The sequence below is a fragment of the Streptomyces sp. NPDC048182 genome (genome assembly GCF_043202555.1).
Classification (GTDB): domain Bacteria; phylum Actinomycetota; class Actinomycetes; order Streptomycetales; family Streptomycetaceae; genus Streptomyces.
Window position 1 is genome coordinate 357,395 of the sequence record NZ_JBIDAQ010000007.1, and the last position, 14,929, is coordinate 372,323.

Consider the following 14,929-nt stretch of genomic DNA (forward strand, 5'->3'; position numbering starts at 1 on the left):
GTGGCCCCACATTCGCCACTGGCGGCCGGAATTGATTCAGCCGGGGCGACGAACTCCCGGGGCCGGATTCGGAGCCCGGCACCGAGTACGGGATGGCGGCGGTGTCCGGGCCGCTGCCGGGGGACGCGCACAGGCGGACGCCCCGGACGGCGGGTGCGGTCCGGGGCGTTCGGGGAGCATCTTCAGGAGCGGCGGAGACCGTCCTGGCGGGAGCGGAGGTGGTCGACGACCGCCCGGGCCGCCCGGCCGATCGCGCGGTCCGCCGCCGGCTGCCGGTCGGCCGGGGAGGCGGTCCGCAGGAACACTCCGACGGCGTACCGCCCCCCGTCGGGGTACTCGACGACGCCCGCCTCGTTGCGGACGACGAAGTCCGTGCCGGTCTTGCCGGCGATCCGTATCCCCTTCTCGGGAAATCCGGACACCAGGCGGTGCTGCCAGACCTGTTGGCCCATGAGGCCGCGCACCTCGGCGCACGCCCGCGCCGGGCCGGCCTCGTCGCGCCAGAGCGCGGCCAGCAGCGCGGTCACCTCGCGCGGTGTGCTCGACGGGCTGCGCGCGGGGTCGCCGACGCTCAGCGCCGCGAGTCGCTCCGGGGGTACGCCGGCCAACTGGTCGTCGAGGGAACGGTCGGGGTCGAGGCCGAGTTCACGGCGGATCGTGTCGTCCAGGTCGCGGCAGGAGGACACGCCGAAGCCCTCGAAGCCGAGCCCGTCCAGCGTCCCGCGGACCCGGTCGGCGCCGACGACGTCCAGGAGGAGGTCGGTCGCGGCGTTGTCGCTGATCGTCATCATCATGAACGCCAGGTCGCGCGTGCTCATCTCCACGTCGTGGGCGCAGCCGTCGGTGCCGCTGCCGCCGGCCCGGTAGGCGGCCGTCACCGTGTGCCGCGCCGCGGGGTCGAGGAACCCGTCGGCCGCTTGGCGGGCGTACTCCAACGCGATGGGGATCTTGAACACCGAGGCCAGGACGACCCTGGTGTCGGCCCCGTGGCCGGCCTCGGCGCCCGTGTCCAGGTCGCGGACGTGGACGAAACCCTCGGACCCGGCCTCGGCGAAGAGGCGGGTGAGCGCGGAGCGGAGCGAGGTCACGAGGCGTCACCGCGCAGGTGATCGACCGCGGCCCGCGCCGCACGCCCGATCGCGGTGTCGGCGGCGGGATCGCGGCCCTCCAGCTCAGGGGTGCGCAGGAAGACCGCCACGGCGTACCGGCCGCCGTCGGGATACTCCACGACGCCGGCCTCGTTGAGGATCCCCCACAGGGCGCCGTTCTTCGCCGCGACCCGCACCTCCGGCTCGAAGCCCGCCACCAGACGGTGCACCGACAGCTGGTGGCTCATCAGCTCCCGCACCTCGGCGCACGCTTCGGCCGGCCCGGCCCGGTCCCGCCAGATCGCGGTGAGCAGAGAGGTGATCTGACGCGGGGTGCCGGCGGCGGAGCGGCGCGGGTCGAGCATCGCCAGGCCCCGGATCCGCTCCTCGCCGACCGCCGCCAACTGCGCGTCGAGGTCGCCGCCGGCGTCGATCCCCAGCTCCGCCCAGACCGGGTCCCACAGGTCGCGGTAGCGCCCGACGGGCAGCCGGGGGCAGCCGAGTTCGGTGACGAGGGCGCGGACACGCTCGACACCGAGGATCTCCATCAGGGCGTCGGTGGCCGCGTTGTCGCTCATGGAGAGCATGAAGAACGCCAGGTCGCGCGTGCTCATCGTGACGTCGTGCAGACAGCTGTCGGTGCCCACGCCGCCGCCCTCGCGGTGCGCCGCGGTGACGGTGTGCCGCGCGGCCCGGTCCAGCCGGCCGGCGGCGGCCTCGCGGGCGTAGGCGAGCGCGACGGGGATCTTGCGCAGGGAGGCGACGACGACCGGCTCGTCGGCCCGGTGGCCGGTCTCCCGGCCGGTGTCGATGTCGCGGGCGTGCAGGAATCCTGCCACGCCCGCCTCCTCGAAGACCGGCTCGAAGAGGGACGCCGCGACCCCGGGCGAAGGGGCGGGGGAGGGACACATGGTGGGCTCCGATCGTGTGCTGTTCAGCGGACCTTGGGCGTGGCCCGGCCGCTGTGGTGCAGATAGCGGCGGCCGTCGGCACGACGCTCGAACACCACCGCGTCCCACGTCGAGCCGGCGTCGGCACGGCCGACGAAGGTGGTGGCGTCGACGGCGACGAGGTCCAGGGTCCGCGGCCGGGCGAGCCCGACGAGCATGCCCGTGGGCCGGGTGTGCAGCCGCAGCCCGGCCCCGTCGTCGGAGGCGGTCACCAGGATCCGGCACCCCGCGCGCTCGTAGACGCCGGTGAGGCCGCCGACGTCCACGGTGACGGGTCCGGCGGGCGGCGCCAGCGGTGCCGGCACGGTGACCCCGTGCAGCTCCGCGAGCAGTTCGGTGATCAGGCGGTGCTGGAACTCCGCGCTGCGCCCGCCGTTGACCAGCGCGACGACGACCGTCCCGAGTCCGGGCAGGACCCAGAGCGCGGCGTGCTGGCCGATGGTGTCGCCGGTGTGGGAGAGCACCTGGTGCCCGTCCCACTCGTCCAGACTCCACCCGAGGCCCCACTGCCGCCCGCCGCCATGGGGGTTGGCAAGCGTGACCTGCGGCTGCCGCAGCGCCCCCGGATCGTCGAGCAGGGCGCCGGGAGTGAGGTGCGCGCGAGCGAAGGCGGCCACGTCGGCGGCGCGGGCGCAGATCAACCCGGCCGGTCCGACGGACCGCGGCAGCCCCCACACCGGCACCACGGCGCCGTCCTCGTCGTGCCCGACGGCCGCGCCGAACCTGAGCACGTCCTCCGGCAGCGTCCAGGTGTGCGTCAGGCCCAGCGGTTCGCAGATCTGCTCGCGCAGCGCCCGGTCCCAGGTGACGCCGGTGAGGTGCTCGACCACGCGGCCGGCGACGACGTAGCCGGAGTTGCAGTACGAGTGGGCGTCCCCGACGGGGAGCGTCTGCTCCAGCCCTGCGCACGCGCGGACGTACGCGCTCAGGCAGTCGTCGCCGCGGCCGGTGTCGAGGAACAGGTCGCCGTCGATGCCCGAGGTGTGGGTGAGCAGGTGGCGCGGGGTGAGGGCGGCCGTGGCCTCGGGGTCCCGCACCCGGAAGTCCGGCAGCACGTCGGCGACGGGGGTGTCCAGCGCGAGGCGTCCCCGCTCGGCCAGCAGCATGACCTGGGTGGCCGTCCAGACCTTGGTGACCGACCCGATCTGGAACAGCGAGTCGGTGCGCACCGGCGCGCCGGTGCCCGCGTGCAGGACACCCGTGGCCCACTCGTGCGGCTCACCGCCGTACCAGAGCGCCAGGCTCGCGCCCGGCACCCCCGCCTCGTCGGCCAGCGCCGCGAGGCGGCCCGCCCAGTGTTCCGTGCCGGCCTTCACAGGCGCCTCCGCGTGGGCTCGATCCGATGTGGCCCGCAGCGTACGCACGACGGATCCCCGCGAGGTTGGTCCCGGCGGACGAAGCCGGAGGCCGGGGCTTGGACCGGGGGACGACTCGTGGGCGCGACGCGCTTCCTAGGGTGACGTGACCCTGGTCCGCGACCCCCCGAGGAGAGACGCAGATGCCCCTGATCGACCGGGACGACTCCGCGCTGGTGATCATCGACGTGCAGAGCGACTTCTACCCCCCGCGCCGGCTCGACGTGGACCGGCAGCGGTTCGACGACATGGTGCGCCGCATCGCGTGGATCGCCTCGGTCGCCGACCGCCTGGGCGTCCCGGTCGTGGTGACCGAGGAGGCTCCCGACGAGAGCGGGCGCACGGTGCCGGAGATCCGCGACGCGCTCCCCGCCTCGGCCGTCACACTGCCCAAGAACGCCTTCGCGGTCCGGGACAACCCCGACATCGCCGCCGCGATCGAGGCCACCGGCCGCACCACCACCGTCCTGGTCGGGATCGAGACGGACATCTGCGTCGCCCACTCGGCGATCCGGCTGCACGACGCGGGCAAGCGCGTCGTGGTGGTGGACGACGCCGCCTACTCGCCGGGACCGGCCCACGAGCGGGGCCTGCGGCGGCTGGCCGGGCACGGCATCGAGACGCTGTCCGCGAAGGAGCTGTTCTACGACTGGATCCGCACCATCGAGGCCGCCCACACCTTCCACGACACCCACCGCGACCTGCGGGTCCCGCCCGGCGTACGGCTCTGACCCGCCCCGGGCCGGTCAGTCGCCGAGGTCAAGCAGCCGCAGCTGCAGCATCGCCGCGAACCGCGCCGAGGGATCCTGGAGGTCGATCTCCCCCACCTCGGCCACCCGGCGGATCCGGTATCGGAAGGTGTTCGGGTGGACGAAGACGCTCGCCGAGGCGGCGATCACGTCCCCGAAGGCGTCCAGCCAGGCGGCCAGGGTCTCCACGAGATGCGCGTTGTGCCGCGCGTCGTAGGCCGCGAGGCGGGCGAGCGGGCCGGTGACCTCGTCGCGGTTGGCGATCGCGAGGTCCCGCAGCTCCAGCAGCAGCGCGTCCACGTACACGTCGGCGATCGAGGCGACCCGCCGCGCCGTCCGCCCGCCGAACAGCACCCGCAGCGCCCGGTCGGCGTCGGCCCGCGAGCGCGCCAGAGCGGCCGGCTCCCCGGCCACCGAGCCGATCCCGACGACCGCGCCCGCCCGCTCCCCGGTGCGCAGCAGGAAGTTCGAGGCGACCTGCGCGGCCCGCTCCCGCGCCTGCGCCGTGTCGCCGGCGACCGGGAACAGTCCGTACGCCACGTCGCCGAGCAACGCCACCGCCGACCTCGGCTGTACGGCCGTCAGGTGCACGGCGAGCGCGCCGGCCAGGCGCTGGCGCTCGGCGGTGACATGGGCGTGGTCCTCGTCCCGGCCCCCGGTCAGGCCCATGGCCAGGACGAGCGCCGATTCGCCGGCCAGCCCCAGGCGGCCCAGCGCCGCCACGGCCCCGGCGCCACCCTCCAGCGCCGTCGCCACCAGGTCGGCGCGCAGCCGGTTCTCCGCGTCGGTGCCCGCCCGGAAGCGCAGCATGTGCAGGGCGGCCAGCTTGGCGGCCTCCAGGAACGCCCGCTCCCGCTCCGCGGTCAGCGGTTCGCGCAGCGCCGCCCACACCGAGCCCAGGAACTCGTCACCGGCGCGGACGGCGACCGCGACCCTGGGCAGCGCGACCTCGTCGCCGAAGGACGGCGCGGGGACGTGCACCAGGCCGTCGCCCTGGTAGAGCCGCCGGAAGACGCCGTCCTCCTCGTGCCGTCGCAGATACCGTTCGGGCACCTGCCGGGCGAGGATGCTCTCCACCCGGGCGGCGTCCGCCTCGTCCTGCCGGCCGGAGAAGGCGAGGATCCTCGAGCGCCGGTCCTCGATGGTCACCGGCGCGTCGAGCAGTGTGGCGATGGCGTTGGCCAGGGCGAACAGGTCGCCGGACGGCACGCCGCCGAGCGTGTCCGCCCCGGCCTCGCCGACGTCGCCCTCGGCGAGCAGGGTGCGCAGCATCGCCGCCAGCTGCGCCCAGGAGGCGCCCCGGGTCAGCGCCAGCAGGGCGACACCGGTCTCGGCGACGACGTCCGCCAGCCCGTCCGCGTCCTCGACCGGGCCGCGCACCACCAGGGCGGCGGCGCGGTGGCCGCGCAGACCGCGCAGCAGCTCGGCGACGGCCGGCGCCCCGTGGACGCCGACGCCGAGCACGATGGCCCGCGGCGGGTAGTGCTGGGCGTCGTGCGGGTCGTGGATGCCGACGCCGCCGATCTCGGTCACCGCGAGCGCGTCGCCGTGCAGCAGGTCGAGGAGCGTGGAGCCCAGGTCCTCCAGGACCCGGCCCAGGCTTCTGGCGGGCTGCGTCGACATGTGCCTGATCATCTCCGCAGGTTAGGACCGTCCGGTTCGCCACCACTTCGTACCGGGGTACGAGGGTACGCGAGCCGCTCCGTACGCCAGGACGAAGCCGCTCCGTACGTCAGCGGGACGCCGATCCGTACCTCAGAGCGGCGGCGCCGGCGCCGCCGTCGCCCGCGCGTCCGGGCCCCGCAGCCGCAGGAGCGCCGCGTCCACCAGGGCGTCGGTGGAGTCGACCAGCGGCAGGACCCGCGCGGCCGGCGCGCTGATCAGCGGGATCTCCGTGCAGGCCGCGATCACCGCCTGCGCGCCCCGCTCCGCGAGCGCCCCGGCCGCCGCCGCGATCCACCGCGCCGGTTCCGCCCGGTCCGCCCCCGCCTTGACCGCGCGGATCGCCGGGTCGACGAGCTCGCGCTGGACGTGGTCGGGCACCTGCACCACCTCCGCGCCCAGCCGGGCGCCGGCCCGCTCGTAGAGCCCGGCCAGCCGCGTCCCCCGGGTGGCGAGCACGCCGACCCGGGCCGCCCCGGGCACCGTGCCGACGGCGGCCGTCAGCGCCGCTGCGACCATGTCCAGCACCTCCACGCCGGCCGCCCTCGCCACCTGCTCCACGTAGGCGTGCGCCGTGTTGCAGGGCACGGCGACGCAGGTGACCCCGGCCCGCCGCAGCCAGCGAGCGCCCTCGACCAGGGCCGGCACGGGGGAGGGGCCGTGCCCGAGGAGCGCGGCGGTCCGGTCGGGCACGGCGGGGTCGGCCCAGATGACCACCGGCAGGTGCCGCTGGTCCGCGTCGGCCGGGGTACGGGCGACGAGCCGCTGGTAGAAGTCGGCGGTGGCCAGCGGCCCCATGCCGCCCAGCACGCCGAGAGTGGGACGCGCGCGTCTCGCCGCGCTCGACAGGGGCGCTCCGGGAAACGGGAACATGCCCCGATCCTGACCCGTATCTCCACACGCGTGCTTCGTCGCGGCGCACCGGATCGGGGCTCCGGAACGGGCCGGGGGAACGGATGCGCGGCGGGCGGGCGCCACGGGAGAGGTCCGCTCAGGAGCGGTCAGACGGAAGGGTTCTCGATCAACGTGACCGTGTTCCCGGACGGGTCGTCCACGGAGGCGAGCCGCGCCCCCTTGTCGGTGACGACCTCCTCGCCCAGTCCGATCCCGCGCCCGGCGAGGACGGTCCGCTCCGCCGCCAGGTCCTCGACGGCGAAGTTGAGCGCGGTGTGCCCCGCCCGGCCGGGGTCGTGGAAGACCTGCACCCACGCGCCCTCGTTCACGTGCCAGTCGGCAAGGCTGTCCATGGGCCGGGCGTCGGGCCCGCGGCCCAGCAGCGACGTGTACCAGGTGATCGCGGCGTCCAGATCACGGACGGGGGCGACGGCGAGAACCTTGGTGATCGGCATGACACCTCCAGTGCCTACCCGGCCATTGTCACCCCGAGCGGTGTCTCCGGCACCACCCCTGACGGTCGACGGCGTGCCGCCGGACGGCAACTTCGCCGACTGCCTCATCCGGCACGACATGCTGCGCGGCACCAGCCTCGTGCACCGCCTCCCGAGCGGCGCGGCAGCCGGGTGCCGGACGCCTGAGCCCGGCCCGCCGATGTCAGGGCACCAGGACGACCTTGCCGAGATTGCGGCGGGCCTCGATGATCCCATGGGCCTGTGCCGCCTCGGCGAGCGGGAGTTCGACGAACACGCTGGGGCGCAGCGTGCCCGCGCGGCGCAGCTCCCACAGCTCCTCGCGCCAGCGCGCGCACCGCTCGGGCTCGTCGCGGGCGACGGCGGCCATGTGGAAGCCGGTCACCGAGGCGCTGCGGACGAGCAACTCGTAGGCGTCGACCGAGCCGCCGCCGGAACCGAAGGCGACCAGCCGGCCCCGCGGCGCGAGGGCCCGCACGGCGGGGCCGAGGAGGGCGCCGCCCACCCCGTCGAGGACGAGGTCGACCGGCTCGCCCCAGGACGCGTCCTCATACACGACGACCTCGTCGGCACCGAGCCCCCGCACGAAGTCCGCCTTGTCCGCGCTGCCGACGGCCGCGACCACGCGGGAGGCCCCGCCCGCCTTCGCGTACTGGAGCGCGAGGGCACCCGTCGCGCTGGCCGCGGCCGTCACCAGGACCGCGTCCCCGGGGCGGGGCCGGCCGGCCTCGTAGGCACCCCGGGCCACCAGGCCGCTGCGGACGAGGGCCACGGCCTCGACGCAGCTCGCCCGGTCGGGTATGCGGGAGGCCATCGCCTCGTGGACGAGGGCCAGTTCGGCATAGGCGGCGGCGAAGCACAGCCCGGTGACCCGGTCGCCCGCGGCGAAGCCGGTGACGCCCTCGCCGACGGCGACGACCGTGCCCGCGACCTCGCCGCCGAGGGGTGCGGGCTCCTTCGCCTCCCGCACCTTGCGCACGGTCGGCAGCGTGACGCCGACGGCCTCGCAGCGCACCAGCAGCTCGCCCGGGCCGGGCTCCGGGACGGCCACCTCCTCGCAGAACAGGACCTCGGGACCACCATTGACCTCATAGCGGACACGGCGCATGGACACCTCCGGAGAGAGCGGCGAGAAACGTTGGTGAATCCAACGACTTTCAGCGTAGACCAGAAGCCGTTGGGGACGCCAATGAATTACGACTAGGCTCCGGCCATGACTCCCGACGGCGCGACTCCCGCCCCCGGCGCCCTGGCGCACATCCAGTCCCTGCCCAGCTGGCTGGCCGGCCGGGTGGCCGCCCGCGGCCGCAGCCTGATCGCCGACGCCATCGCCGAGGAGGGCCTGCGGCTCCCGCAACACGCCGTGCTCGCGGCCGTGTCGGAGTACGGCCCGGTCGCCCAGGCCGACCTCGTGCGCCGGCTCGGCTTCGACGCCAAGGACGTCGTCCACCTGCTCAACCACCTGGAGCGAGCCGGCCTCGCGGTCCGCGAACCCGATCCGCGGGACCGCCGCAAGAACGCCGTGCGGGTGACACCGGCCGGCACACGCACCCTGCAACGCTGCGCCGCGCTCGCGGAACGGGCCAACGCCGCCCTCCTCGCCCCCCTGGACGAGGAGGACCGCCGCCGACTCACCGATCTCCTGACCCGCCTGCACGAGGCGTAGCGATCACCGGTCGTGGATCGGGCGGCCGGGGGGTGTGACGACCGTCACTCGGGGCGATCGGTTTGGATGGCACCCGTGGCACCGGACACTGTCGGGAGCCACCGCACCCCGCCCCCCGCCCCGCCGACCGGACACCGGGCCGCCCCACGGCGCCCACCGATGCCTGAAAGGCAGTACCAATGCCCCTCATGTCGTTCGACCTCCGCTCCGCGCTGCCCGGGCGAATACAGGCGCAGCGGGAGCGGCCTCCGTCCAGGGCGGCGACCTGGGGGCGCGAGCGGGCGTCCGGCGTGCTGAAACCCGGCGACCGCGAGGTGCTGTGGCTGTACCTGCTGACCCGGCTGTCCCTGTGGGTGACGGCCTACTGCACCCGCTGGCTCTTCCCCTCCCAGCCGGACACCCATGACGCCGGCCCGGTCCTGGCGCCGTTCGAGCAGTGGGACTGGGCCCACTACCTGCACATAGCGCGCGACGGCTACTTCCCCGACCCGCAGCCGGGTGCCGGCCAGGCGGGCGGGGACAACAGAGAGGCCTTCTTCCCCGGCTTCCCCATGCTCCTGCGCGCGGTGCACACGATCGTCCCGCAGTGGACGGTGGCGGGCCTGCTGATCTCCTTCTGCGCCGGAGCGGTCGCCGTCCTCGCCCTGGCCCGCATCGCGCGGCACTACACCGCGGCCGAGGAGGTCGGACCGCGCACCGTCCTCTTCTTCCTCCTGTCGCCGTGCGCGGTGTTCCTCGCCGTCGGCTACACCGAGGCGCTCTTCCTCGCCCTGGCCCTGCCGGCCTGGCTCGCCGCCCTCCGGCACCACTGGCCCCTGGCGGCTGCGCTGACCGCCCTGGCCACGTCGGTACGGATCAGCGGCCTCTTCCTCGCCGCCGCCGTCGCCCTCCACTTCCTCCTCAGGCCCCGCTCCGACGCCCCCTGGCGCGCCCTGCCGTGGCTGGCCCTGCCCGCCCTGCCCGCGGCGCTGTACTCCTGGTACCTCCAGGCGCAGACCGGCGACTGGATGGCCTGGAAGCACGCCCAGGAGCGCGGGTGGTACCGGACGTTCGACCTCCCGTGGGACAGCTGGTCGGTCACCTGGGACGCCGCCTTCGCCCACCAGCAGAAGACCGGCTACGGCCTCATGTTCCAGGCCGAACTGCTCGCCATGGTCGTGGGGATCGTCCTGCTGGGCGTCCTCCTGTGGCGGCGCCGCTGGGCGGAGGGCGCCTACATCGGGCTCACGTTGTGGAGCCTCGGCACGTCCTACTGGTACCTGTCCATCCCCCGGTCCACCCTCCTGTGGTGGCCCCTGTGGATCGGCCTGGCCGCCTGGAGCCTGCGCAGGCCGCAGATCAAGACGGCCTACCTCTGCGTCGTCGCCCCCGTCTCGGCGATCTACATGGTCACCTTCCTGTCGGGCCGCTGGGCGGGCTAACCCGCGACCACCCACGACACGCAACCCACGACACGAGCCCGCAGCCCCCGGACCCACCTCGCGCGACAAGCGCCGAGGGGTCTCGGGGGCTGCGGGCTACTGGGCCGGCCTCTGGGAGCGAGCCCGTCAGGGCTTGAGCTTGCCCTTCGACTTCTCCTTGGCGTCCCGCGCCTCACCCCGTGCCTGGAGCGCCGCGCCCTTGGCCGCGGTGGTGTCGTCGCCGACCGCGTGCGCCGTCTTCTTGACCGCCTTGCCGACGACCTTCTCGGTCTTCGCCTTGGCCTTCTCTCCTGCGCTCACGATGTTCCTTCCGTAGGCGGCGTTCGACTGTGCCGTCCGCTTGCCCGGGCCCGCGCGGCCGAAACAGCTCCCCTCGGACCGACCGCGCCCGGCAGGACGAGAGGAGCGGCGCGCCGACGCGCGGCAGCGGACCCGTACCGGCCGCCGGCACGGGATCGTCCACGAGCGGTCCGCTCAGCACTCCCCGCGCCACTTGGCCCGGGTGAACGTGACCCCCTCGGCGAAGTCGAGCTTGTAGGTGCCAGGACCCGGGTTGTAGTGCAGGCACTGCTCGTAGGTCGCACCCTGGTAGGTCCAGGTCAGCTGGATGTGGTCGGCGTCGGGGTAGGGGATGCCGTTGTTGAACACCGACCGCCCGCTGACGCTGCCGGTCCAGCTGTGCTGGGACTTCACCAGGAGCTGGCCGGTCTGGCCCTCGCCGGCGTAGATGCAGAAGAACTGCTTGCCGCAGCCGGCCGGATCGGCCTCGGCGGACGCGGTGGGTGCCAGGGCCAGGACACCCGTGAGAGCGGCGGAGGCGAGCAGGGGGAGCAGCAGACGCTGACGCACGATGAACTCCGTTCGGTGCACGGCGGGAAGAAGTGACAGGCGGGAAGAAGTGACAGGCGCGATTCCGCGCGCACCCGTCGAGTGCGGCAGCCGACGACCCGCTCACCTCACCTTTTGTACCGGCTGCGCTCTTCGGAGGAATCTCTTCCGCCCCCGGGAACCGGCCATGTTCGCGAACCGCCCGAAATCCCCGCAGCAGCACGTCGGCGCGGCCCGGCGCAGGAAACACCACCGTGATCCGCCTGTTCGACGATGGCCACATAAAGCCCCGCATACTCAGCGCGATTCGGGGAATCGGCCGCCCCCGTCCGGCGGCGGCATGCCACTTTGAGGGAGCCGGGTGGCTCTCGTGGCCCCCGTGCCATCACATCCATGGGGGAAACGATGTCCTTGTCGCGCAGCGACGCGCGTCGCCGACGCACGCGTATACGTTCCGGCCGCCCACGGGCCGCCCGCTCCTTCACCGCCGTACTCGTCGCCCTGGCCCTCGGCGCCGCCGTGGCCCCCGCGACGGCGGCCCCGGGACCCGCTCCCGGCGACGGCTCCCACTGGGGCGACCACGGCCGCGCCGCGATGCCGCCGGTACGCACCGGCACCACCCGCCCGCCCCGCACGGCCGCCTCCGCCGCCCCGTCCGCTGCCGAACGGGCCTGGCGACAGCGGGAGTCGGACCGGCTGCGGCACGGCGGCCGGCGCTCCGCCGCCCCGTCCGCCCTCGCCCCCGCCGCGGGCTTCGTCCCGCGCGGCCAGGGCGACGTACCCTGGCACCGCGTCTTCGGCTTCCGGATGACGGACGCCCTGACCGGCCGGATCGACTACTCCACCGGCAACCTCATGCTCGCCGCCACCGACTTCGACATCCCCGGCGTCGGACAGAAGCTGCAACTCAACCGCACCCACAACTCGTTCACCGCCCCCGAGGGCCAGGTCAGCCGGCCCTGGTGGCTCAACTGGGAACGCAACCTCGACGTGTCCGGCGCGGGCTCCGTGCTCGCCTACGACGACACCGGCGCGACCCTGGAGTTCACCCGGAACGCCGACGGCACCTTCACCACCCCCACCGGCTGGTCCAAGGACCTGCGCAAGAACGCCGACGGCACCTACACCCTCACCGACCGGGGCTCCGGCACCGCCGCCGCCTACGACGGCAACGGGCGCCTGACGAAGACCACCGACCGCAACGGCGGCGTCCTCACCGTCACCGCCCACCTCGACCCGCAGACCGGCGCCTCGGCCGGCTTCAAGCTCACCGAGACCCGCTCGGGCCGCTGGATCGACCTCACCCGCACCGGTACCACCCGCTGGAGCGCCAAGGACAGCACCGGCCGCACGGTCACCTACGACCTGAGCGCCGACCACGGCGACGTCCTGCGCACCACCGACACCACCGGCCACACCACCGCGTACGCCTACGACGGCGACGGCCGGGTGACCAAGGTGACCAGCTCCGAAGGACGCTCGACCGCCTTCACCTACGACACCGCCGACCGCGTCACCTCCATGCGCCGCTACGCCGAGAACGGCGACGGAGGCAGCGGCCCCACCTACACCTACGCCTACAGCGCGGCCGGCCCGGCCGAGCAGGGCACCACCACGGTCACCGACCCGCTCGGCCACAGGACGACCTACGAGCACAACGCCGACGGCGAGATGCAGAAGGTCACCGACGCCCTCGGCCACGGCCGCTCCTCCACCTACCAGAACCACCTCCTGCAGACCGCCACCGACGCCATGGGCACCGGCAGCGGCGGCTCCGGCGGCAATGTCACCGCCTACGGCTGGGACACCCGCAACAACCCCACGTCGGCGAAGCTGCCCACCGGGGCGACCAGCACCGGCCAGTGGCAGACGGTGGCCGGCGCCGAGCGCCCCAGCAGCAGCACCGGCGCCGACGGCGAGAAGACGTCCTACACCTACGACGCGGCCGGCAACACCGCCTCCGTCGCCACCACCGGCACCGGCGGCGGCACCCGGACCTTCGCCTACAACGAGGCCACCCCGCGCTGCGGCGGCTTCCAGGGCCAGATCTGCACGGCCACCGACGCACGGGGCAAGAAGACGGAGTTCCACTACGACACCGCGGGCAACCTGGACACCGCCACCCCGCCCGCCCCGCTGGGCCGCACCACCTACACGTACGACGCCCTCGGGCGCACGGCGACCGCGACCGACGGACGCGGCGTCAAGGTGAGCTACACCTACGACCGGCGCGACCGCGTGACCTCGGTGACCACCGCCGGCTCCCCGGACGTCACCTACACCTATGACGGCGACGGCAACCTCACCACCCGCACCGACGCCACCGGCACCCAGCGCTACCAGTTCGACGCCCTGAGCCGGGAGACGATCCGCACCCTCCAGGACGGCTCGCAGACCGTCCTCGCCTACACCGCCGACGGCAACGTCGACACCTACCGCGACCCGGGCGGCACCACCGCCTACCAGTGGGACGCCGCCGACCGGCTGACCCAGCTGACCGGCCCGCAGGGCAAGAAGACCACGTACGCCTACGACAACGAGGACCGGCGCACCCGGACCACCTACCCCGGCGGCACCGCCCAGACCCAGGAGCTGGACGCCTCCGGCCGGCCGAAGGACATCCGGGTCGTCACCCCCTCCGGCATCATCTCCGACCACCTCGCCTACACCTACGCCTACGCCGCCGGCGGCCAGACGAAGGACGGCACCAAGGTCCGCACCCGCACCGACACCCTGACCAGAACCCGTACCGACTACTCCTACGACGGGAGCGGCCGGCTCTCGCTGGCCAAGGAGACCGACCCGGAGGGCCGGGAGACCTCCTGGCAGTACTGCTTCGACGCGGCCGGCAACCTCACCTCGCAGGGCGACCGGATCGGCTGCCCGGCGCCCACCGCCTACACCTACGACGACGCCTCCCAGCTGACCGCGCGCAACGGCGTGACCACCGGGTGGTCCTACGACAAGGCGGGCAACGAGACCGCCGGCGCCCCCACCGAGCAGGCCGCCCGCACCGCCGAGCAGTACACCGGCTACGGCCAGCTCAAGTCCCTGACCACCGGCGGCAGCTCCTACGCCGCCCAGTACGCCAGCACCGACAGCAGCGAGCGCACCCGCCTCGGCGACACCGTCTTCCACAACGGCCCGCTCGGACTGTCCGGCCAGACCAGGGCCGGCAAGGACACCGAGTTCATCCGCGAACCAGGCGGCACCCTCAACTCCGCCTCCACCGGCGGCGCGAGCAACTACTACCTGACCGACGCCCTCGGCTCGGTCATCGGGCTGGTCGACGAGTCGGGCAAGCGGACCAACACCTACGCCTACACGCCCACCGGCCTGCCCCGCACCGGCACCACCGAGACCGTGCCCCAGCCCTACCGCTTCGCCGGCGGCCAGCAGGACGCCACCGGCCTCTACCACCTCGGCAACCGCTACTACGACCCGCAGCTCGCCCGCTTCACCCAGCCCGACCCCTCAGGGCAGGAGAAGAACCCCTACCTGTACGCCGAGGGCGACCCAGTCAACCGCATCGACCCCGGCGGCCTGCTCTCCGGCACCGCCAGCGGCGAGGCCTGCTACTACGTCTGCCTCGGCGTGGGCGGCACCGTCAACAGCGACGGCTCCTTCCACCTCAGCCTCTCGGCCGGCTTCGGCTCGCCCGGCGTCAGCGGCGGGGTCGAGGTGGGCAGCGGCAGCGCGAGCAAGGGGTTCAGCGTGCCGGCCACCTGCTCGGCGGGTCCGGCCAGCGGCACGGTCGACCTCGCGAGCGGGTCGGCGTCCGCGGCGGTGAGCCCGAAGTGGAGCAGCCCCAAGTGCTCGGTCCGCGCCTCGTACACCTTCTGA

The 14,929-nt window shown here is 74.1% G+C and carries 13 protein-coding genes; 4 read left to right on the forward strand and 9 right to left on the reverse strand.

Annotation, left to right across the window (positions count from 1 at the left end):
* Positions 1–182 precede the first annotated feature (182 nt).
* From ACGFZL_RS17215 to ACGFZL_RS17225, 3 genes are all read right to left on the reverse strand, one after another.
* Positions 183–1,088 carry a serine hydrolase gene (locus ACGFZL_RS17215; protein WP_393692472.1) on the reverse strand — a complete coding sequence of 302 codons (906 nt, stop codon included), beginning with the start codon at positions 1,086–1,088 and terminating at the stop codon, positions 183–185.
* Positions 1,085–1,927: a serine hydrolase gene (locus ACGFZL_RS17220; protein ID WP_393692474.1), complete on the reverse strand. Its 843-nt coding sequence runs from the start codon at positions 1,925–1,927 to the stop codon at positions 1,085–1,087. The genes ACGFZL_RS17215 and ACGFZL_RS17220 overlap by 4 nt, the downstream gene beginning before the upstream one ends.
* Positions 1,928–2,022: 95 nt before the next feature.
* Positions 2,023–3,354, reverse strand: coding sequence for a serine hydrolase domain-containing protein (locus ACGFZL_RS17225; RefSeq protein WP_393692476.1), 1,332 nt, complete (start codon positions 3,352–3,354; stop codon positions 2,023–2,025).
* 182 nt (positions 3,355–3,536) lie between these two features.
* On the opposite strand from ACGFZL_RS17225, the gene ACGFZL_RS17230 reads away from it, so the two are divergent.
* Positions 3,537–4,124: an isochorismatase family protein gene (locus tag ACGFZL_RS17230; RefSeq protein WP_393692478.1), complete on the forward strand. Its 588-nt coding sequence runs from the start codon at positions 3,537–3,539 to the stop codon at positions 4,122–4,124.
* A 15-nt stretch (positions 4,125–4,139) separates the two neighbouring features.
* Here ACGFZL_RS17230 and ACGFZL_RS17235 read toward each other — a convergent pair whose 3' ends face one another.
* From ACGFZL_RS17235 to ACGFZL_RS17250, 4 genes are all read right to left on the reverse strand, one after another.
* Positions 4,140–5,765, reverse strand: coding sequence for a PucR family transcriptional regulator (locus tag ACGFZL_RS17235; protein ID WP_393692480.1), 1,626 nt, complete (start codon positions 5,763–5,765; stop codon positions 4,140–4,142).
* A 132-nt stretch (positions 5,766–5,897) separates the two neighbouring features.
* On the reverse strand, positions 5,898–6,677 hold the full coding sequence (locus ACGFZL_RS17240; protein ID WP_393692482.1) for an aspartate/glutamate racemase family protein: 780 nt from the start codon (positions 6,675–6,677) through the stop codon (positions 5,898–5,900).
* A gap of 128 nt (positions 6,678–6,805) precedes the next feature.
* On the reverse strand, positions 6,806–7,153 hold the full coding sequence (locus ACGFZL_RS17245) for a VOC family protein (protein WP_393692484.1): 348 nt from the start codon (positions 7,151–7,153) through the stop codon (positions 6,806–6,808).
* A gap of 202 nt (positions 7,154–7,355) precedes the next feature.
* A complete protein-coding gene (locus ACGFZL_RS17250; protein WP_393692486.1) occupies positions 7,356–8,279 on the reverse strand; it encodes a zinc-binding alcohol dehydrogenase family protein in 924 nt (307 codons plus the stop codon).
* 105 nt (positions 8,280–8,384) lie between these two features.
* On the opposite strand from ACGFZL_RS17250, the gene ACGFZL_RS17255 reads away from it, so the two are divergent.
* Together ACGFZL_RS17255 and ACGFZL_RS17260 are read left to right on the forward strand one after the other, a co-directional pair.
* Positions 8,385–8,837: a MarR family transcriptional regulator gene (locus tag ACGFZL_RS17255; protein ID WP_355173927.1), complete on the forward strand. Its 453-nt coding sequence runs from the start codon at positions 8,385–8,387 to the stop codon at positions 8,835–8,837.
* 179 nt (positions 8,838–9,016) lie between these two features.
* Complete coding sequence (locus ACGFZL_RS17260) at positions 9,017–10,258, forward strand: mannosyltransferase family protein (protein ID WP_407078455.1); 1,242 nt, start codon at positions 9,017–9,019, stop codon at positions 10,256–10,258.
* Positions 10,259–10,384: 126 nt separating this feature from the next.
* Here ACGFZL_RS17260 and ACGFZL_RS17265 read toward each other — a convergent pair whose 3' ends face one another.
* Complete coding sequence (locus ACGFZL_RS17265; protein WP_355173931.1) at positions 10,385–10,558, reverse strand: hypothetical protein; 174 nt, start codon at positions 10,556–10,558, stop codon at positions 10,385–10,387.
* 174 nt (positions 10,559–10,732) lie between these two features.
* Positions 10,733–11,107, reverse strand: a complete 375-nt coding sequence (locus ACGFZL_RS17270; RefSeq protein WP_393692491.1) for a hypothetical protein — start codon at positions 11,105–11,107, stop codon at positions 10,733–10,735.
* A 384-nt stretch (positions 11,108–11,491) separates the two neighbouring features.
* Between ACGFZL_RS17270 and ACGFZL_RS17275 the strand changes: the two genes are divergently transcribed.
* Positions 11,492–14,929 carry an RHS repeat-associated core domain-containing protein gene (locus ACGFZL_RS17275; protein WP_393692492.1) on the forward strand — a complete coding sequence of 1,146 codons (3,438 nt, stop codon included), beginning with the start codon at positions 11,492–11,494 and terminating at the stop codon, positions 14,927–14,929.